The sequence below is a fragment of the Kribbella albertanoniae genome, from assembly GCF_004348455.1.
GTDB classification, from domain to species: domain Bacteria; phylum Actinomycetota; class Actinomycetes; order Propionibacteriales; family Kribbellaceae; genus Kribbella; species Kribbella albertanoniae.
In genome coordinates this window covers 1-18,402 of sequence record NZ_SMKA01000009.1, presented here as the reverse complement: position 1 = coordinate 18,402, position 18,402 = coordinate 1, and the positions used below count along the sequence as shown (strand labels likewise).

At 66.6% G+C, this 18,402-nt stretch carries 16 protein-coding genes; 7 read left to right on the top strand and 9 right to left on the bottom strand.

The annotated features are described in order from the left end of the window. Window positions 1-7: 7 nt before the first annotated feature. Window positions 8-865, bottom strand: a complete 858-nt coding sequence (locus E1261_RS04295; protein WP_132402162.1) for a hypothetical protein — start codon at window positions 863-865, stop codon at window positions 8-10. Window positions 866-952: 87 nt separating this feature from the next. Further along, the gene (locus E1261_RS04290; RefSeq protein WP_202874295.1) at window positions 953-1,417 is read right to left on the bottom strand and encodes a MarR family winged helix-turn-helix transcriptional regulator; all 465 of its coding nucleotides are present in this window, start codon (window positions 1,415-1,417) and stop codon (window positions 953-955) included. A 66-nt stretch (window positions 1,418-1,483) separates the two neighbouring features. On the opposite strand from E1261_RS04290, the gene E1261_RS04285 reads away from it, so the two are divergent. Together E1261_RS04285 and E1261_RS04280 are read left to right on the top strand one after the other, a co-directional pair. After that, window positions 1,484-2,278, top strand: coding sequence for an SDR family NAD(P)-dependent oxidoreductase (locus E1261_RS04285; RefSeq protein WP_132402159.1), 795 nt, complete (start codon window positions 1,484-1,486; stop codon window positions 2,276-2,278). Window positions 2,279-2,302: 24 nt separating this feature from the next. Next, window positions 2,303-2,740, top strand: coding sequence for a PPOX class F420-dependent oxidoreductase (locus tag E1261_RS04280; protein WP_132402156.1), 438 nt, complete (start codon window positions 2,303-2,305; stop codon window positions 2,738-2,740). On the opposite strand, the gene E1261_RS04275 is transcribed toward E1261_RS04280, so the two are convergent. Genes E1261_RS04275 through E1261_RS04255 form a run of 5 tightly spaced genes read right to left on the bottom strand, consistent with a single transcriptional unit; the run spans window position 2,733 to window position 9,689 of the window. After that, window positions 2,733-4,727 (bottom strand): glycoside hydrolase family 36 protein, encoded by a 1,995-nt coding sequence (locus E1261_RS04275; RefSeq protein WP_132402153.1) that lies wholly within the window; start codon window positions 4,725-4,727, stop codon window positions 2,733-2,735. The genes E1261_RS04280 and E1261_RS04275 overlap by 8 nt on opposite strands. 1 nt (window position 4,728) lies before the next feature. After that, complete coding sequence (locus E1261_RS04270; protein ID WP_132402150.1) at window positions 4,729-6,258, bottom strand: alpha-L-fucosidase; 1,530 nt, start codon at window positions 6,256-6,258, stop codon at window positions 4,729-4,731. Next, window positions 6,165-7,850: a type 2 periplasmic-binding domain-containing protein gene (locus tag E1261_RS04265; RefSeq protein WP_132402147.1), complete on the bottom strand. Its 1,686-nt coding sequence runs from the start codon at window positions 7,848-7,850 to the stop codon at window positions 6,165-6,167. The genes E1261_RS04270 and E1261_RS04265 overlap by 94 nt, the downstream gene beginning before the upstream one ends. Before the next feature lie 34 nt (window positions 7,851-7,884). Continuing rightward, window positions 7,885-8,778: a carbohydrate ABC transporter permease gene (locus E1261_RS04260; RefSeq protein ID WP_132402144.1), complete on the bottom strand. Its 894-nt coding sequence runs from the start codon at window positions 8,776-8,778 to the stop codon at window positions 7,885-7,887. Continuing rightward, a complete protein-coding gene (locus E1261_RS04255) occupies window positions 8,775-9,689 on the bottom strand; it encodes an ABC transporter permease (RefSeq protein WP_132402142.1) in 915 nt (304 codons plus the stop codon). Before E1261_RS04255 ends, E1261_RS04260 begins: the two co-directional genes overlap by 4 nt. Window positions 9,690-9,828: 139 nt before the next feature. Here E1261_RS04255 and E1261_RS04250 point away from each other — a divergent pair, with 139 nt between their 5' ends. Both E1261_RS04250 and E1261_RS04245 read left to right on the top strand, forming a co-directional pair. Next, window positions 9,829-11,130 carry an L-fuconate dehydratase gene (locus E1261_RS04250; RefSeq protein ID WP_132402139.1) on the top strand — a complete coding sequence of 434 codons (1,302 nt, stop codon included), beginning with the start codon at window positions 9,829-9,831 and terminating at the stop codon, window positions 11,128-11,130. Continuing rightward, complete coding sequence (locus E1261_RS04245) at window positions 11,127-11,858, top strand: FadR/GntR family transcriptional regulator (protein ID WP_132402136.1); 732 nt, start codon at window positions 11,127-11,129, stop codon at window positions 11,856-11,858. The genes E1261_RS04250 and E1261_RS04245 overlap by 4 nt, the downstream gene beginning before the upstream one ends. On the opposite strand, the gene E1261_RS04240 is transcribed toward E1261_RS04245, so the two are convergent. After that, on the bottom strand, window positions 11,855-14,362 hold the full coding sequence (locus tag E1261_RS04240) for an ABC transporter permease (protein ID WP_132402133.1): 2,508 nt from the start codon (window positions 14,360-14,362) through the stop codon (window positions 11,855-11,857). The two genes, E1261_RS04245 and E1261_RS04240, sit on opposite strands and share 4 nt — an antisense overlap. Beyond that, a complete protein-coding gene (locus E1261_RS04235) occupies window positions 14,362-15,105 on the bottom strand; it encodes an ABC transporter ATP-binding protein (RefSeq protein ID WP_132402130.1) in 744 nt (247 codons plus the stop codon). The genes E1261_RS04240 and E1261_RS04235 overlap by 1 nt, the downstream gene beginning before the upstream one ends. A gap of 131 nt (window positions 15,106-15,236) precedes the next feature. Here E1261_RS04235 and E1261_RS04230 point away from each other — a divergent pair, with 131 nt between their 5' ends. The 3 genes from E1261_RS04230 to E1261_RS04220 form a co-directional block, all read left to right on the top strand. Then, window positions 15,237-16,379, top strand: a complete 1,143-nt coding sequence (locus E1261_RS04230; RefSeq protein WP_132402127.1) for a sensor histidine kinase — start codon at window positions 15,237-15,239, stop codon at window positions 16,377-16,379. Continuing rightward, a complete protein-coding gene (locus tag E1261_RS04225; RefSeq protein ID WP_132402124.1) occupies window positions 16,376-17,035 on the top strand; it encodes a response regulator in 660 nt (219 codons plus the stop codon). Before E1261_RS04230 ends, E1261_RS04225 begins: the two co-directional genes overlap by 4 nt. Continuing rightward, on the top strand, window positions 17,032-18,402 hold a 1,371-nt coding region (locus tag E1261_RS04220; protein WP_132402121.1), incomplete at its 3' end, for a hypothetical protein. The genes E1261_RS04225 and E1261_RS04220, both read left to right, overlap by 4 nt.

Here is an 18,402-nt window from a genome sequence, read left to right as displayed (position 1 = left end):
GTTGGATTTACAGCGCTCGCGCCTTCGGAAGGGCACGCCGCTGCAGGTCGACGCGTGTGGCGAGCAGCGACTGGTGCTCCTCACGCAACTGCGCGTCATAACTGGTGTCGAGCTCCCGAACCAGCGCGCCGAGACCAGTGCTGATCGCACACCGAGCCTCCGCGCCGGCCTGCCGAAGCTCGACGACTTGGGTCAACTTCTCGGAGCGCGCCGCATCCGGTGACGTGAACCGGTAGCCCCGGTCTCGCATGCACTCAGACCAGGCCGGCAGCGCTGCCTGATACCGCGGATCGCCAAGCACCATGCCGAACCGATGACCCTTCAGGTTCTGGATCACCTTGGTGGAGGCGTACCAGGTCGGCAGGTCGCCGTAGAGCTCGCGTTGCGCCTCGGACTGGCAGCCCTTGTCGCTGTGCTGGACGACCTGGCCGCCGGGAAGTGTCGCAGTCAGACCGACCGGTTCGGGTCCGTTGAGGGCAGTCGCCAGGGCTTCTTGCCTGGTAGGCGGGAGCGACCGGAAGTACCGCTCATTCGGATCGACCTTCGCCTCGGCCCGCCGACGCAACGCCGCACCGTAGCCGTGCTTGTCCGCCCAGCCAGCGTCGTCCACCACATAGCTGAAAGTGAACGGCACCGGGTCCACGAACCGCGGCACGATCATGTACTGGAAGCCGGCCCGCTCGATGCACCGCTGGATCAGGATCTGTTCAGCCCGCTCCAGCTCTTCAACCTCATCAACCGAAACCTGCGCCGGCCGCTCCGCCTCCGCCGCACTGAACTGCGGCCGTACGACGGTCACCCCCACAACCGCAACCAGCCCAGCCGCCGCCATCAAACCCGCGCCACGGCGCCCTATCCTCGTCATCTCGTTCCCCTTCGGTACTCGATGGGAACGAGACTGCAGGCCTCCGCTGACAGGCCCCTTTCAATCGGCTAACAGCGCCTTTCGGTCTTAGTCCTTCGGGGCGGACCAGTTCGGGAGTTCGTCGATGACCTCGCCGAGGAGTTTGCGGAGCTGGCCGTAGCGCTGTGGGCCCAGGGATTCGCGGACGTGGCGTTCCACGTCGCGGATGATGCGCTCGGCCTTCTCGAGCTCCGCCTCGCCGACCTCGGTGAGGTGAAGCTCCTGCACGTTGCGGTGCCGGGGATGTGGCCGCCGTTCGATCAGTCCGCGCTCCATCAGCTTGGCCGTCAGGAGTGCGACGGCCTGCGGGGTGACGCCGACCAAGCGAGCCAGCTCGGCTCCGATGATGCCGGGCGTGGTCCGCAGGCTCATCAGTACGGCGTAGTGCGAGCCGGACAGGCCGATCGCGCGCAACGGCGGTTCCTTGACCGCCTGCAGGGCCAGATCGGCCCGCCGCAACGCCCACGTCACCCGATCCACCGGGTCGGTTTCGCCTGACTCTGGCTTGGTCATCCCCGCAGTCTATTGCACTGGATGCTTATCAAGCACTTGATGCTCATCAAGTGCTATGGTGAAGACATGACAACTCGACCCAAAGCCTTGATCACTGGCGCCAGCAGCGGCATCGGCGCCGCGTTCGCGCTGACTTTCGCGGAGCGCGGCTACGACCTGGTGCTCCTCGCTCGGCGGCTCGACCGCCTGGAAGAGGTCGCTGCCGACGCCGGCCGGCGCGGCGCCTCGGTGGAGACCTTCGTCACCGACCTGTCCAGCAGCGACGGCCTGGCCGCGGCAGCCGAGCGGGCCGCTACGGGCGATGTGGACCTGCTGATCTCGAACGCCGGAGCCTCGGGCTATGCCCCGCTGCGCGATGTGTCCGCCGCCGATCTGGACACGCTGTGGCGACTGAACTCGACAGCCCCGGTCACCCTCGCGCACGCCGTACTGCCGTCGCTGCTGGCCAAGGGGCGAGGCAACATCGTGACGGTTGCCTCGTTGCTGGCGTTCAGTGCGGGCGTGGCCGCTCCCGGGATGCCGGCTCGTACCCTCTACGCCGCGGCGAAGTCGGCGACGGTCGCGTTCACCCGCACACTGGCGAACGAACTGGCCGGCACCGGCATCCACGCCACCGTCGTCTGCCCAGGGCTGGTTGCGACCGAGTGGTCCGGCGGGGCGAACCGCAACCGCCCGGGCGCGATGTCCGCCGAAGATGTCGCGACGGCGACCGCAGTCGCGGTAGCACGCGGCGAAGCGATCTGTGTACCGGGACTGTCCGAGCCCGATGCACTGGACCAGCTGCAGCAGGCCGAACGCACTCTTCTCGCCGCGGCAGGCCAATCCACGCTCGCCGAGCGGTACGCCACCGCGTCGTCCTGAATTCCACTACTCACAAGGAATCTCATGTCATTCACCGCTACCGAACTCGAGTACCTGTCCACCCAGCGACTGGGGCGTCTGGCGACCGCGCAGCCGGACGGCACCCTGCAGATCAGCCCGGTCGGGTTCCGCTTCAACGAGAAGACCGGAACGATCGACATCGCCGGGCGCGGGATGGGCGCCAGCAAGAAGTTCCGCAACGTCACCGCGAACGGTCAGGTGGCGTTCGTCATCGACGATGTCGCCTCGGTCCAGCCGTGGCGGCCGCGGTGTGTGGAGATCCGCGGCGCGGGCGAGTCGATCGCCGAGCCCACCGACTCCGTCTGGGCCGCCGATCTCGACCGGACCGGGTTCGACGGCGCCATCATCCGCATCCATCCGAAGCGCATCATCAGTTTCGGAATCGACGGCACCGACACCGATGTCTACGAGTACAAGGTCAGCAAGCGAACCGTCAGCTGAGCCGCAGGACGCGGGCGGAGGGCTCGGAGGCATTAGTGGTGATGCTGAGTGAGTCTCCCGTCCACGTGTAGCTCCAGTCGCCGAGGTCAGCGGGAAAGTGCGGCTCGACCGCTGACCGGGCGAGCGGAAGGGTGACGGTGGCTGGGCCGGCTCCGCGATGCCAGACCGTGAGGTAGGAGACCGAAGGCCCCGTCAGGCAGAGTGCGACCCACTCGTCGGTCCAGGCAGGCAGCCCGAGCGGCCAGCTGGGCACCAGAGTCTCGAGATCCTCCTGTACGACGCGATGCGCGGCGAGCGCGGACCGCACCAGATCGAGCTCCTCGGGGCTCATGCGGTTGAGGTGGCCGGAGAGGTAGAGCCGCCCCGGAATGCCGTTGACCAGTGCGAAGGTGAACTCTTCGCGACTGCTGCCGGCGATCGGATAGGCCCAGTGACCGGCCTGTTCCGGCAGTACGGCGGCCGGGGCGGCCGCGGTGATCGTTGCGTAGCGCAACGGGTGCTCCTGATCCGAGGTGGACTGCAGATGCAGCCGGGAAAGCATCGCGTAGTCCATCCGCATGGCTCCTGATGCGCAGTTCTCGATCAGCAGGTCGGGGTGCCGAGCCTGGAGGTCGTCGAGCCAACTCAGCAGGGCCCGGTTGTGCTCGAGCAGTCCGTGGCCCAGCGACGTACCGGCCTTGTCCGTGCCTGGCCCGGTCACCGTGTTGTTGTCGAACTTGAAGAACCCCAGGCCGAACTCGCTGATCAGGCGATCGACCGTGTCGTCCAAGTGCTTGCGGGCGGCGGCGCTGCGGAGGTCGAGCAGGTAGCGGCCGGACTCGACGACCCGCGCACCACGGCGAGTGAGAAAGGCTTCGTCAGGTAGTTCCTGAGCGACTCGTGAGCGGACGCCGATCACCTCGGGCTCGAGCCAGAGGCCAGGGACCATGCCGTGTGCGTGGATCCGGTCGATCACCTCGCCGAGCCCGTTCGGGAAGCGGGTGGCCGATGGTTGCCAGGCACCGACGGTGTTCCACCAGTCGCCCTCGGCGTACCAGCCGGCGTCGATGCAGAAGTAGTCCGCTCCGACGTCCGCCGCCGCATCGATCAGCGGCAGCAGCTTCTCCGTCGTCGGGTCACCCAGCAGGGTGTTCATGAAGTCGTTGAAGACGACCGGCATCCGAGCGTCGACAGGCCGCCGTCGGCGCACGGCTCGTCGCTGGCGGGTGAGCGCGGCGAAGGTGCTGTCGCGATCCGTCCCGGCCACCAGCGACACCGGCACAGTGGTCAGCGGATTGTCGGCTGTGAGCTCAAAACTCCACTGGTGCTCCTGATCGATGGGGCCACTCAGCATGAGGTAGCCGCCGTACCGGCACTCCCCCAGTTCGTAGTGCCACCCGCCGTTGTGCTCGATCTGCCAGCCCAGGGCATACGGCCCGACCAGCACGCCCACCGGCAGCCGCTCGCCCGACGACCACGATCCCGTGCTGGTGACGGCGTACCGACTCCTCGCGACATGCCGATGCTCGTCGCGCACGATGTCGGCCAGCTCCGACCGCAAAGGTCGGGCCGACCAACGGCTCTCCGCCATCCAGCTGTTCGCGGCGGAGTACAGCTCGACGTCGATCGACGGCAGACCGATGACCAGCGACGACAGGAAGGTCAGCTCCAACCTGCCGGCACCGGCCATCGACGCCTCGGTCCACGCCTGTACGCCGGCCCCCGCCACGAACACGCTGGTGACCTGCAACCCCGAGTCCGTGTCCTCCTGAACGATGCGCAACGTCTGCCCACTGTCCTCGTGCCGGACGTAACGCAACCGCTGCCCAAGGATAGTGTCGATCTGCCGGTGGCTACTCGACAGCCGCCCGTAGCCGACGGCCGTGACCTCGACCAACGGCGGGCCAGGAGGAACCACATCTGTTGGTACGGCGGTCGCCCGCACCGGACCGTCATCGAGGGCGAACGTCAGTGTCAGGTCGGGCGTATCCCAGCGCAGCAAGGGCATCTCAGGCCGTTCGCAGGTCGAGCGCGAGGCAGTTGGCCACAGCAACCGGCGGTACGTCGGGCAGCCGGACCACGAGGATCCCCTGGCCCTGCTCGAAGGGAACCGGGCCGTGCCCGAGAAGGCGGACACCAGCGACCGTTTCGTGGTCGGCGAAGGTACGGATCACGCTGCGTCCGTCCTCGGGCCAGGCCAACTGGAAGGCGTACACGGTGTTGTCACGGCGGGTGAACCGGTAGTCAGAAGCCGTCCAGTCGACGCGGTTCTCAGTGAAGCCGGAGATGGTCACACTCGAGGGTCCCTCGCCGAACACCCGGAACGGTCGGGTCCCATGAATGCCTTCGCCGCACACCCGCATCCAGGCACCGAGCCGATCGAGCAGGTGTGAACACTCGGCGTCGAGCGTGCCGTCCGGCAACTGCGGGATGTTGAGCAGCAGGTTGCCGTTCTTCGACACGATGTCGACCAGCAGTTCGACGACATGCTCGGGCGTCTTGTAGACGTCACGGACGTTGTAGAACCAGTCGCCGACCGAGGTGTCGGTCTGCCAGGGCGCAGGCTGGATCTCAGGGGTCTGGCTGCGTTCGATGTCCATCACACCGACGACACTGATCTCGGGCCGGCGGTCCTTCTGCTGGTAGACGGCACGCGCATTCGTGTTGTAGAGATGAGCGACCGCCTGCAGGCCCGGCGCGTAGTCGGATTCACCGAACGGAAGCGGACCATCGGAGTACAGGAGGTCGGGCTGGTAGCGGTCAACCATCTCGGTCACAGCCTCCAGCCAGAAGCGATGCCACTCGGGATCATCGCTGTACCACGGCTCGTGGACCACGATGTCCTCGGCGGGCAGCAGCTTCCGGTTGTCGAGATAGAAATCCCGGTACGCCGGATCGTTGCCGTCGTACGGAATACCGGCATACCGGCCGTGCTGGTCGCTGCCCTTGTTGACCGCCGTCCAGCCGAGCGTGGCACCGAGATGCTCGGTGATGCCGAACGGGAGGCCGCGCTGGTCCGCGGCCTCCTTCCAGAGCGCGACGATGTCCTTGCCCGGTCCGACCTTGACCGAATTCCAGGGGTGGATCGCCGACTCGTAGTTGAAGAAGTTGTCGTGATGCACGGCCTGGGCCACGAAGTACCGGGCGCCGGCCGCGACGAACTGGTCCATCAACGCGTGCGGATCGAACCGTTCGGCCTTCCACAGCTGGACGATGTCCTTGTAGCCGAACTGCGACGGGTGGCCGTAGGTCCGGAGGTGGTAGCGATACTGGTCGCTCCCCTCGCGATACATGTTCCGGGCGTACCAGTCGCCGTACCGTGGCACGGACTGTGGCCCCCAGTGCGACCAGATGCCGAGTTTCGCGTCCCGGAACCATTCCGGGCATTCGAAGGTCGCCAGGGATTCGAAGGTTGCGTCGTACGGCACTGGTCGCTCCTCAGCGTCTACTTGTTGGGGGTCTTGTCGTAGGCAGCCTGCTGGATCTCGAGGTACCGCTTCAGGCCGAGCCCCTCGAGTCCCTTGACGTAGCTGTCCCAGTCGGTCTCGATGTTCTTCGAGCCGGTGACGAACTGCAGGGCGTTCTGCTGCACGTAGTTCTCGATGTTGGTCTGCAGGGTCGCGACCTCACTGGCCTGCGACGGATCGATCCACACCTTCCAGTACGGGTAGATCTTGGACTTGTCCTCCTTACCGGCGTAGAGCTTGGTTGCCTCGTACAACCGGCGCTCGTAGCCCGCTGCGGAGTAGATGTCGGTGGCGATCGCCTCGGAGTTCCGGTAGGTCGCGGTGTTGTTGTACTGCGCCAGCGCCTGCCACCCGGAGTTCGCCGGTGGCGCGCCGGGCTTCTGCTGGATCTGCGCGAACGACGGCTTCAGCGACTTGTCGAGCGCGACGTCGCCGGCCGCCGGCTTGCGCCACGTCTTGCCCTCCTTGCCCCAGAAGGCGTTGGTCTGGCCCTCGTCGGTGAAGATGTAGTCGAGCAGCTTGATCGCCTGGATCTGCTCCTCCGGCGTCGCCTTGCTGGTCAGTACGAAGGTTGCGCCGGGCGCGCTCGGGAAGTTGTAGCCGGTGAAGTTCGCGCCGTCCGGGCCGGTCAGCGGCGGTACGGCGTCGTACTGCATGTCGCGTTTGTCCGCCACACCGGTGCTCATGAAGATGCCAGGGTGCAGCGCCGTCGCGGACCCGAGGATCACCGAGCCGGCGTGGTCGCCCTGCTGATGCAGCGCGTCCGGGTTCTGGGTGAACGCGCCCTTGTCGATCAGGCCCTCCTTGTACAGCGAGTTGAGGTAGGCGAGACCCTTCTTCCAGCCGTCCTTGTTCGCCTGCAGGTCGACCTTGCCGTTGTCCAGCACCAGGGTCGAGTTGTTGTTGCCGCTCGTGCCCTGCGGGTCGTAGATGAAGGCGTTCATGAAGTACGGGATCAGCACGTCCCGTACGTCGGCGCTCAGCGGAATCTCGTCGGCCTTGCCGTTGCCGTTGGGGTCCTGGGTCTTGAAGGCCTGCAGCACCTTCCGCATGTCCTCGGTGGTCTTCGGCTGCTCCAGCCCGAGCTTCTTCAGCCAGGCCGAGTTCATCCACAGCTTGGCCTGATAGGAACAGTGGAAACAGTCCACCCACTGCGGCATCCCGTAGATCTTGCCGTCCGGCGCGGTCGCCATCTCCTTGTAGCCGGGCGAGGTGTCCAGCGCCTTCTTGATGTTCGGTGCGTACTGGTCGATCAACTGGTTCAGCGGTACGACGACGCCCTGGTTCGACAGCTTCAGCAGATCGGACTGGCTGAACTGGTCGACCCACGGAATCAGCAGATACAGGTCCGGATAGTCACCGCTGGCCAGCGAGATCTGCCGCTTCTCCTTGGCCGGACCGCCGTCGAAGGTCGTGGTCTGCCACTTGATCGAGAGGTTGAACTTCTTCTTCACCTCCTGGGTGAAGTCGTTCGTGGCCAGGTTCCAGTCGGCCGCCTGCGGTGCGAACACGTCGAGGGTGACCGCGGGATTGCCGGTGATCGTGGGCAGCGGCTTGCCTTGCTCGGCGTCCGGTCCGCTACCGGTACAGGCCGCGAGCGCGAGTCCCAGGAGGCCGATGCCGGCGATCGCGGCACGCCTCCGCCGTGTGAACTGTAGAAACATGGTTCCCTCACAGGGGTTGTGGTGATGCGGAGGATCAGCCCTTCACGGCGCCGATCATGATTCCCTTGGTGAAGTAGCGCGCGACGAACGGATAGATGAGCAGCACCGGCACACTGGCGACCACGATCAGCGAGTACTTGAGCAGGTCGGCCAGTTGCTGGCGTTGCATGACGACGGACGCGTCGACCGCGCCCCCACCGGTGGTGTTGAGGATCAGGATGTTGCGCAACACCAGCTGCAGCGGGAACAGGTCCGGATTCTTGAGGTAGATCAGGGCGTCGAAGTACGAGTTCCACTGCGTGATCGCGTACATCAGCGCCACCACGGCGATCATCGGTTTGGCCAGCGGAATCACCACCGACCAGAGGAACCGCAGGTCGCCGCAGCCGTCGAGCTGGGAGGCTTCGACCAGTTCCTCCGGAATCGCGGTCCGGAAGTAGGTGCGGGCGATGATCACCTGCCAGACCCCGATCGCCTGCGGGACGATCAACGCCCAGCGGGTGTCCAGCAGCCCGGCCGACTGCACCACCAGGTACGTCGGGATCAGGCCGCCGGTGAACAGCATCGTGAACAGGATCAGGGTCATCACGGTGTTGCGGCCGACCAGCGTCCGGCGCGACATCGGATACGCGATCGCGATCGTCATCGTGACACTGACGATCGTGCCGACCACCGTGTAGAACAACGAGTTGAGATAGCCCTGGACGATCTGCGGATTCTGGAATACAGCGTTGTAACCGCGCAGTGAGAAGTCCACCGGCCAGAACAGCACCCGGCCGGACGACACCGCCTCCGGACTACTGAACGAGCTGGCCACGATGTAGAGCAGCGGCAGCAGGACAACCGCGAGGAAGACGGTCAGCAACAGGTACACACAGACCAGGAAGATGCGGTCCGTCCGGGGCTCCCGGATCCGCCGGACCTTCATGACCACAGTCCGTTCCCGGTCACGCGCTTGGCGACCCAGTTGACGGCGAGCAGCAACACCAGGTTGATCACCGAGTTGAACAACCCGACCGCCGTCGCCATGCTGAAGTCGGCGTTCAGCAGACCGGTCTTGTAGACGTAGGTGGCGATGATCTCGGACTCACTCAGGTTCAGCGGGTTCTGCAACAGGAACGCCTTCTCGAAGCCGATGGCCATGATGTTGCCGACAGCAAGAACCAGGATGATGACCGCGGTCGGCATGATGCCGGGCAGGTCCACGTGCCGGATCCGTTGCAGCCGGCTGGCCCCGTCGATCCGGGCCGACTCGTGCAGGGCAGGATCGATCCCGGACAACGCGGCCAGGTAGATCACCGCGGAGTAGCCGGTGGTCTGCCAGACGTCGGACCAGACGTAGATGTGCCGGAAGTAGTCCGGATTGCCGAGGAAGTCGATCGCCGGCACACCGAAGAAGCCCAGGCCTTCGTTGACGATCCCGAGCCGCGGTGACAGCACCAGGATCGTCATCGACACCACCACCACGGTGGAGATGAAGTACGGCGCGTAGGTCACCATCTGGACCGTGCGCTTGAACAGGCCCTGGCGGATCTCGTTCAGCCCCAGTGCGAGCGCGATCGCCAGCGGGAAACTGGCGGCCACGGTGTAGACCGACAGCAGGAACGTGTTCTTCACCAGGTTCCAGAACACGGGGTTGGCGAAGAACAGCTCGAAGTTCTGCCAACCGATCCAGGGGCTGCCCCAGATGCCTTTGATCACATTGAAGTTCTTGAACGCGAGGACCGCGTTCGACATCGGAATGTACTTGAAGACCGCGAACCAGGTCAGCGGTACGACCATCAGCAAGTACAGGGTCCAGTGCCGTTCGAAACTACGCCGTAGCCCGTCGATTGCCATCACACCCTCCTGGCCCGAGCCAGTGGATTCATACTATGAATTGCCGGGATCGTAGCGAGCATGTCGACATTGGTCCATACTGAACGGCAGCTGAACCGGAAAAAGATCATATCTATCGTTGCTCGTGAGAGGGCCCGCCATGCCACGTATCACCTCGGTGGAGGTCATCGACGTCCGCTTCCCGACCTCGCTGACCCGCGACGGGTCGGACGCGATGAACAAGGACGGCGACCACTCCGCGGCGTACGTCGTCCTGCACACCGACGAGCCCTCTTTGGCCGGGTACGGGTTCACGTTCACGATCGGGCGCGGCACCGATCTGGTCGCCGCCGCTGCCACTCAGCGCGCTGACCCGCTCATCGGCCGAGAGGTCGACGACCTGTGCGAGAACCTCGGCGCGATCTACCGCGAGCTCCAGTCGGACAGTCAGTTGCGATGGCTCGGTCCGGACAAGGGAGTCATCCACCTGGCCTTGGCCGCGGTGATGAACGCGGTCTGGGACCTGGCCGCCCGCCGGGCCGGCGTGCCACTGTGGCGGCTGCTGACCGACATGTCACCCCAGCAACTCGTCGAGGCCGCCGACCTGCGCTACCTCGCCGACGTACTGACGCCGGATCAGGCGGTCGCGCTGCTGGAACAGAAGGAATCGGGCCGCAAGCAACGGATCGAGGAGCTGGAGGCAACCGGCTACCCCTGCTACACCACCTCTGCTGGGTGGCTCGGCTACTCCGATGACAAGCTGCGGATGCTGTGCGAGGAAGCCGTTGCCGCAGGCTACAAACACGTCAAGCTCAAGGTCGGCGCCGATCTCGCCGATGACATCCGGCGCTGCGGGATCGCGCGCGAGGTCATCGGGCCGGACGGCCATCTGATGATCGACGCGAACCAGGTGTGGGAGGTGCCGCAGGCGATCGAGTGGGTCAACGCGCTGGCCGAGTTCGACCCGCTGTGGATCGAGGAACCGACCAGCCCCGACGACATCCTCGGTCACGCCGCCATCCGCAAGGCGATCGCCCCGATCGGTGTCGCCACCGGTGAGCACGGGATGAACCGGGTGCTGTTCAAGCAGCTGTTCCAAGCCGGTGCCATCGACTTCTGCCAGCTCGACGCCGCTCGCCTGGGCAGCGTCAACGAGGTGCTCGCGGTCTACCTGCTCGCGGCCAAGTTCGACGTACCGGTCTGTCCGCATGCGGGTGGGGTCGGTTTGTGCGAACTCGTTCAGCACCTGGCGATCTTCGACTACGTGGCGGTCTCCGGAGATCTCGACGGGCGGGTCACGGAGTACGTCGACCACCTGCACGAGCACTTCGTCGAGCCGTGCGTGGTGCGGAATGGCGCCTACGTCGTACCGGTCGCGCCCGGATACAGTGCCGAGATGCACAGGGAGTCGCTTCAGACCTACCAGTACCCGCACGGGTCCTACTGGGCTGCGCTGCCATGACCGGCGGCAAGCTGAGCGAGCCGACGGTTTCGCAGACGGATGTGGTCGTCGAGGGCATCCGGCAGATGATCATCGACGGCCGGCTCCGGCCGGGAAGCCGGCTGCCGGTCGAGAACGATCTCGCTGCTGCGCTGGGCGTCTCGAGGACCCCGCTCCGCGAGGGGGTCCGCGCGCTGTCCATGATGGGCATCCTCGAGACCCGGCGAGGCGACGGCACCTATGTCACCAAACTCGATCCCGCCATGCTGCTCGCGCCGCTCGGATTCGTCGTCGACCTGCAGGACGGCAGCGCGACCCCTCATCTGCACGCGGTCCGCCGGATCCTCGAAACCGAAGCCGCCGCCGCTGCCGCGCTGCACATCAGCTCGTCGAAACTCGAGTCCGCAGCGGAGTTGCTGCGCCACAACGAGGCTGAGCTCGCTCTCGCCGAGCCCAACCACGAGACCGTGATCGAGAACGACATAGCCTTCCACCGCATCATCGCCGAGGCAGGCGGCAACCCCGTGCTGGCCGCGCTGGTCGCCGCCCTGGGTGGACGGACGATGCGCGACCGGCTGCGCCGATCCATCTCCCAGCCCGGCGCCGACGAAACAGCCCACCGCGAACACCTCTCGATCCTCGCCGCCCTCACCGCCCAGGACCCCGACCGCGCGCGCACCCGGATGGCCGCCCACCTGTTCACCGTCGAGGACTACCTCGTCGAGCACGGCGCAGCCGACACGCCCTAGCCGGAGGCGATGGCTCGGAGCGGATCAGTTCTGGCAGCCCGAGCGGCAGGCCAGGCGGCCGCCGCGGTCGCGGCGATGATCACGCCGACGAGGCCGAGGACGATGACCAGCCATGGGACGGTCAGATCGGCCAGATGCTGACCGAGCATCGCATGTTGGAGGACGGCTCCGACGCCGAGCCCGACGAAGACGCCGAGGACGGCTCCGAAGGTCGAGATCACCAGACTCTCCCAGGCGATCGAGCGGCGGATCAGGTCGGTGCCGGCACCGACCGCCCGGGCGATGCCGATCTCGCGAGTGCGTTCGGTCACCGAGAGGATCAGCGTGTTGACGACACCGAAGACGGCGATGATCACCGCGACGGCGAACATCGCGTACAGAACGGCGAAGCCGACGCGCTGCACGTCCTGCAACCTGGTGACCAAGGCGTCCCGGTCGATCACCTCGACATCCGGCCGAACGGCGAACGTCCGGTCCAGGGCGGCTTTGGCCGCGACCGGATCGGGGCCGGTGGCGTAGATCAGGCTGAGCCGTGAGCGGGTCCGCTCGGGAACCGCGGCGACATCGACGAAGATCGCGGCCTGGAGTTCGGTGGCGTCGTAGATTCCAGCGACCTTGGTCACCACCTGGTGTGCCGGATCGAAGGTCACCGTCAGTTCGTCGCCCAGTCTCAGCCCGAGCATGTCGGCCTGGTTCTTCGACACGACGGCACCCTGGCGGAGGTCGGCCACGCCGGACACCAGATCCGGCGTGAACACGGTGCCGAGCGCATGCGGCTCGATCGCGGAGACCCGCCGTACCGTCTGCCCTCCTCGGTAGGAGATGTCGGCCACGACATCGCGACTGCCTGCCGCCGTACTCACCTCCGGAAGCCGGCGCACGAGCTCCAAGGTCGATGCGTCCAGAACCGCCTCGCCACCTGCGGCGGGCTGCACGATCGTCGTTGCCGCCGGCACGTTCTCCCGCACGGTCGATCCGACCAGACTCAGCAAGGTGGCGCTGAGTACGCCGAGCGCACAGATCAGCGCGAGCCCGATGGTAATGGCGGTTCCGGTTGCGGCGGTACGACGCGGATCGCGCACGGCATTGCGGACCGCGAGCCGGAGAGCCGGGCTGCTGCGCCGCGCGACCAGGCCGAGCAGGGGACGCAAGCAGAATCCGGCAAGGACCGGCGCGAGCAGCAGCACCCCAACGACTCCGACGAGGGCAGCGAGAAGACTCACGATCCGGGCTGCGTTCTCTGCGCTCGGGCTCGCGGTGAGACCGATGACGACAACCGACACCGCGACTGCTACGGCACCGATGATCGTCTGTCGACGTCCCTGCGCCCTCGGCGTCGAATGATCCAGTCGCAACGCCGCCATCGGAGAGATGCCGGCCGCTCGTCGCGCGGCGCTCCACGCCGCGGTGACTGTGACCAGCAAGCCGATGCCGAGGCCAAGCAGGACCGCAACCGGTACGCCGGCCAACGGGATCCGCCCATCCGAATTCATCAACGGAAGCAGGAGCGCGGCCAGCCCGATCCCGCAGGCCACGCCGACCGCTCCACCGGCGGACCCCAGGAGCAGGGCCTCGACGAGCGTGCTGAACCGGATCTGCCGGCGATAGGCGCCCACTGCCCGTAAAAGGGCGAACTGTCTGGTCCGCTGGGTGACCAGGATCGAGAAGGTGTTCGCGATGACGAACATGCCGACCAGCAGGGCCACCGCAGCGGCCGGTAAGAGCGCGAGCCGCAGGTCCTTTGCACCGTCGGCTGCTTCGCGCGCGGATGCCGCGGCCAGGGTCTCTCCGGTGGACGCCCGGAAGCCGGGCCCGGTGATTCGATCGGCAGCTGCCGTCAGCGCCGTACTGTCAGCTCCCGGTACGACGGTCAGCTCGATCCGCTCGACGTCGTCGCCAAGGACCTTCGTCGCGGTCCTGGCGTCGTACGCAACTGCGGGAACTGGGTCAGATCCCAGCTGTGGATCGGATCGTGGGCCGAGGGATCGATACGCGAACAGGCCGACCACGACTGGAGTGTCCACCTTGGCGTCCGCGAGCAGGATGCGGACCCGGGTGCCGACCCGCAACTGTCCCTTGGCCGCTTCAGCATCACGCAGGACGACCTCACCGGCCTTTGCCGGCGCGCGGCCTTCGGTCAGTTCGAACCGACTGGTCCGGCTCCAGTTCGTTCCGGCGTACTCCGGCACTGTCTCGCCGGGCACCAGCTTGCCGTCCGCGCCGACCAGACCGGCTCGTCCGACCGCTACGACAGACACTCCACGCACGCCCGGCAGATCTGCCAACTGCTTGCTCTGCGCAACAGTCAGAGCGGCATCGCTGTCGATGCGCTGCACCGCGATGCCGACATCGGTCCGCGACCGCTGGGCCGACAGCGCGGTCGCCGTCGAATCGCTGATCAACCACGCGGCGACCATCGCGGCAACACCAACCGCGATCGCGAGCAGGGTCATGACGACGCGGCTCTTGTGCGCGACCAGATCGCGAATCATTGCCTTGAGCATCAGGAAGTCACCTTCTCCAGCGACTTCATCAGGTCGAGGACACGGTCAGCCGTCGGTGCCGTCAACTCGTCCACCAGCCGTCCGTCGGTGAGGAACAGCACGCGATCCGCGAACGCGGCCGCGGACGGTTCGTGCGTCACCATCACCACGGTCTGCTCGAATTCGTCGACGCAACGACGCAGGAAACCGAGCAGCTCGGTCGAGGCCGCCGAGTCCAGCGAGCCGGTCGGTTCGTCGGCGAAGACCACCTCGGGGTTGGTCACCAGAGCCCGTGCCACCGCGACGCGCTGCTGCTGACCACCGGACAGTTGACTCGGGCGATGACCGAGCCGGTCCCGCAGCCGAACGACGTCCACAACCCGGTCGACGGCGGTCTGATCCGGCGGCCGGCCGGCCAGATCGAAGGGCAGCGTGATGTTCTCGAGCGCGGTCAAGGTGGGAAGCAGGTTGAAGGCCTGGAAGATGAAACCGACGCGGTCCCGGCGGAGCGCGGTGAGCTGGTCGTCGGACAGTTCGCCCAACTCGGCATCACCGATCCGGATCGCACCGAGATCCGGCCGGTCCAGCCCGGCGACACAATGCATCAACGTCGACTTACCGGAGCCCGACGGCCCCATGATCGCGGTGAACTGGCCGCGGTGAAAGTCCACGGTGACTCCGTCGAGAGCGATCACCCGTGCGTCGCCGGTGCCGTAGATCTTGGTGAGCGCGGTCGCTTGGACCGCTGGGGTTCGAGTGGGCATGGGCCGATCCTGGCTGCGCCGACACCGACGCCTCATCGGCTGATCGTCGATCGGCACCCACTACGAAAGATGAGGCAGGTCTAGCCGATCAACCGCTGCGGCGGAGCGTCGGCGGAATCTACGGTGGCAACATGATCCAGTACGGCGACACTCCCCCGCTGCTCCGGCTGCCGGAGCGCCTGGTGGTCGCCGTACTGCTGGCAGGCGCTCCGTTCCTGTCGAGCGGCAGCACGCCGACCCAGTTGCAGGAACTGCTTGGCCCGCAATGGCTCCAGCAGACGGTCGCGGCCCTCGTCAGCGCGATCGTCGTACTGCTGCCGCGTCGGCCCTTACCGCTGCTGGCAGCCGCACTGGTGCTTGCCCCGCTGCATGCGACGACCATCCCGCTCCAGTGGGTTGCTTGTGTCGTCGCTGCATCGATCTTCCGGTCCATGCGCCGACTGGCCGGGTACGGCTTGGCCCTAGTCGCCGTACAGGTCGTGGCGCCTGGTGTCTCCCTTGCGCAACTACCCGCTGCGATGGGAAGCGCCTTCGCGCTGGTGGGGGTACCGATGCTGGTAGGCGGGTGGATGAAGGCGAGACGTCAGGTTGTGGCCGGTCTTCGGGAGCGGGCCGCGTACGTCGAACGTGAGCGAACCGCGCAGATCACCGCGGCACGCGCGGAGGAGAGGACGCGGATCGCCCGCGACCTGCACGACGTCGTCGCCCATCGAGTCTCGCTGATGGTCCTGCATGCGGGAGCCCTGCAGTGCAACACGGCAGAGCAGACGACACTTGCCGAGGCGGAGCTCATTCGCACGACCGGGCAAGAAGCGCTCGGGCAGTTGCGGACGGTTCTCAGCGTGCTCACCACCGGTCAGCAAGATCTGGTTCCGCAGCAGGGACTGGCTCAGCTCGATCCCTTGCTCAACCGATCCCGTGCCGTCGGATTGCCGATCTCGCGTCGCGACCGCGGCGATGCTCGACCGGTGCCAGTGCTGGTGGAGAACACCATCTACCGAGTCGCGCAGGAGGCGTTGACCAATGTGCACAAGCATGCGGGCGCGGCTGTGACCCGCGTGCTGCTCGAGTACCAGGAGAATCACCTTCTGCTCGAGGTGATCAACGAGGCAGGGCAGTCCGGCTCGTTGCCGGGCAGCCGGTCCGGACTGATCGGGTTGCGTGAGCGGGTCGAACTCATGGGCGGCGAGTTCCACGCCGGCCACCTGGACGGCGGTGGCTTCATCGTCAGAGCCCGGCTCCCGCTGCCGCCGACCGAAGTTCGCGCCTCATGATCCGGGTGCTGATCGTCGACGACGAAGACCTGGTCCGCAGCGGGCTCCGGATGATCCTCGACACCGCCGACGACATCGAGGTGGTCGGCGAGGCCACCGACGGAGCTGCCGCGGTCGAGGCGGTCCGGTGCCACGACCCCGACGTCGTACTGATGGATGTCCGGATGCCCGGCATGGAAGGTCTGTCGGCACTCACCGAGATCAACCAGGCCGCGGCACCACCGAAGGTCATCATGCTGACGACCTACGACCTCGACGACTACGTCCACACTGCTCTGCGGCGCGCGGCCGCCGGCTTCCTGCTCAAGGACACCTCGCCGCAGGACCTGGTGACGGCGATCCGGACGGTCGCGGCCGGCACCGCGATCCTCTCGCCCGCAGTCACCCAGCGCCTGATCACGGCTTTCGCCGAGCAGCAACCGCCTGCAACAGCCGTCGCCGCCCGCGCCCAACTCGAACTACTGACCGAACGCGAAGCACAGGTGGCCCACGGCGTCGCCCGCGGCCTCTCGAACGCCGAGATCGCCCGCGAGATCGCGGTCGGGGAACCAACCGTCAAATCCCATGTCAGCCGCGCCTTGACCAAACTCTGCCTCGCCAACCGCGTCCAATTGGCCCTCCTTGTCCGCGATGCAAAGGGCATCATGGGAGGGTGAGGTTCTTTCGGCGGCGCCCGCGGAAACGTGTCCAGGATGTGCTGGCTGCTGCGCTGTACGAGCGCGACGGCCGAGCGCGTGAGCGGATCGATCGGTGGTGGGCGGATGAAGCCCGCCGCGACGAGGTATGGCGCGGCGCGTGGTTCTTGCTGACCGCGGCGAACTTCAGGTTCGGGAATCACGAGGTGCCGGAGCGCGTCGTACCGGTGCTTGAGTTCCTGCTTGAATCCGATCCGACGTCGCCGTACCAGCCGCGGGTCCGGCTGACCGCCTGTCTGCCGCAGACCGCCACCGACCCGCAGAACGGCCTGTACGTCGGCGATCCCTGGATACGGCGGATCGTCCCGGCCGCGCTGCGGTTTCCCGATCTCGCACTGCGTCAGCGGTTGGCCGACCTGTTGTCGGTCACTGATCAGCCCGGTCTGCTGGACGCTCTGGAAGCCGAGTTCCGGCCGCGTGCGCAGCTGGGCCCGACCTACATCGGCGCGGCGCCGCCCGGCCATGAGACCCGGTGCGGACTGTGGCGAGAGGGTGAGCCGGACTCGCTGATGGAGATCGTGTCCGCCAACCCGTACCTGCCGCGACCGCCTGCCCAGCCCGATGACGTCGACCTGTCTTTACTCGCGCTCCTGAAGGACCGACTCGACCTGCTGCCGGCCTTTGACCAGGGCGCCCTGGTCGTGCGGCTGCTGGAGTATCTGACCACCTGGCTGCCCGACGAGGTCCACGACCGCTGCCGCCGCGCGTTGCGTGAACTGCCCGCCGACGGTGCCGCGGCCGTGTGTGAACAGGCGATCCACGGCAACGCCGAGGCGATCGCAGCAGCCCGCGACGCCGGTTACCGCCCCACCGAACCCGGCTTGCTACCGCTCCATTTGCTGCTCACCCAGCAGTTCGCCGCCTATCGCGAGGCCGACCCCGGCGGGCGGGTCCTCCAGTCGGCGTGCTCGACGTACAGACTCACGATCGACGACCGCGTCATCATCGACCGGATCCTGGCGCTCCTGAACACGAACCTGCCGTACGACGTGACCGTCGCCGTACGGCGATCCCTGCGCGACCTCGGCTCCACCAGCAACCCGCTGGAGAACTTGGAGCGCGGCGGCATGCGCGACGCGCTCCTCACTCACGCGCTCGACCTCAACCCCGAGGCAGTAGCCGCCGTAGTCGACGCCGGCTACCTCCCCGAAAACGACGCCCGACTCCCCCTGCTCTTCCTCACCGAGCAGTTCGACCGCTACGACGCCGAAGACCCAGACGGCACAGCCCTCCGCGCCGTCCTAGCCGAGAAGCACTACCGCTACCACCACAAAGACTTCCGCACCATCGCACAACGCGCAGCCCGCCCAGACCCCTGGCCCCCCGCC

Excerpts from the sequence above, each read along its gene's own strand:
- E1261_RS04230 (WP_132402127.1), top strand. The coding sequence starts at position 15,237 with ATGATCCAGTACGGCGACACTCCCCCGCTGCTCCGGCTGCCGGAGCGC.
- E1261_RS04260 (WP_132402144.1), bottom strand. The coding sequence starts at position 8,778 with ATGAAGGTCCGGCGGATCCGGGAGCCCCGGACGGACCGCATCTTCCTG.
- E1261_RS04250 (WP_132402139.1), top strand. The coding sequence starts at position 9,829 with ATGCCACGTATCACCTCGGTGGAGGTCATCGACGTCCGCTTCCCGACC.
- E1261_RS04240 (WP_132402133.1), bottom strand. The coding sequence starts at position 14,362 with ATGCTCAAGGCAATGATTCGCGATCTGGTCGCGCACAAGAGCCGCGTC.
- E1261_RS04235 (WP_132402130.1), bottom strand. The coding sequence starts at position 15,105 with ATGCCCACTCGAACCCCAGCGGTCCAAGCGACCGCGCTCACCAAGATC.
- E1261_RS04295 (WP_132402162.1), bottom strand. The coding sequence starts at position 865 with ATGACGAGGATAGGGCGCCGTGGCGCGGGTTTGATGGCGGCGGCTGGG.
- E1261_RS04280 (WP_132402156.1), top strand. The coding sequence starts at position 2,303 with ATGTCATTCACCGCTACCGAACTCGAGTACCTGTCCACCCAGCGACTG.
- E1261_RS04225 (WP_132402124.1), top strand. The coding sequence starts at position 16,376 with ATGATCCGGGTGCTGATCGTCGACGACGAAGACCTGGTCCGCAGCGGG.
- E1261_RS04290 (WP_202874295.1), bottom strand. The coding sequence starts at position 1,417 with ATGACCAAGCCAGAGTCAGGCGAAACCGACCCGGTGGATCGGGTGACG.
- E1261_RS04245 (WP_132402136.1), top strand. The coding sequence starts at position 11,127 with ATGACCGGCGGCAAGCTGAGCGAGCCGACGGTTTCGCAGACGGATGTG.
- E1261_RS04265 (WP_132402147.1), bottom strand. The coding sequence starts at position 7,850 with ATGTTTCTACAGTTCACACGGCGGAGGCGTGCCGCGATCGCCGGCATC.
- E1261_RS04255 (WP_132402142.1), bottom strand. The coding sequence starts at position 9,689 with ATGGCAATCGACGGGCTACGGCGTAGTTTCGAACGGCACTGGACCCTG.
- E1261_RS04285 (WP_132402159.1), top strand. The coding sequence starts at position 1,484 with ATGACAACTCGACCCAAAGCCTTGATCACTGGCGCCAGCAGCGGCATC.
- E1261_RS04275 (WP_132402153.1), bottom strand. The coding sequence starts at position 4,727 with ATGCCCTTGCTGCGCTGGGATACGCCCGACCTGACACTGACGTTCGCC.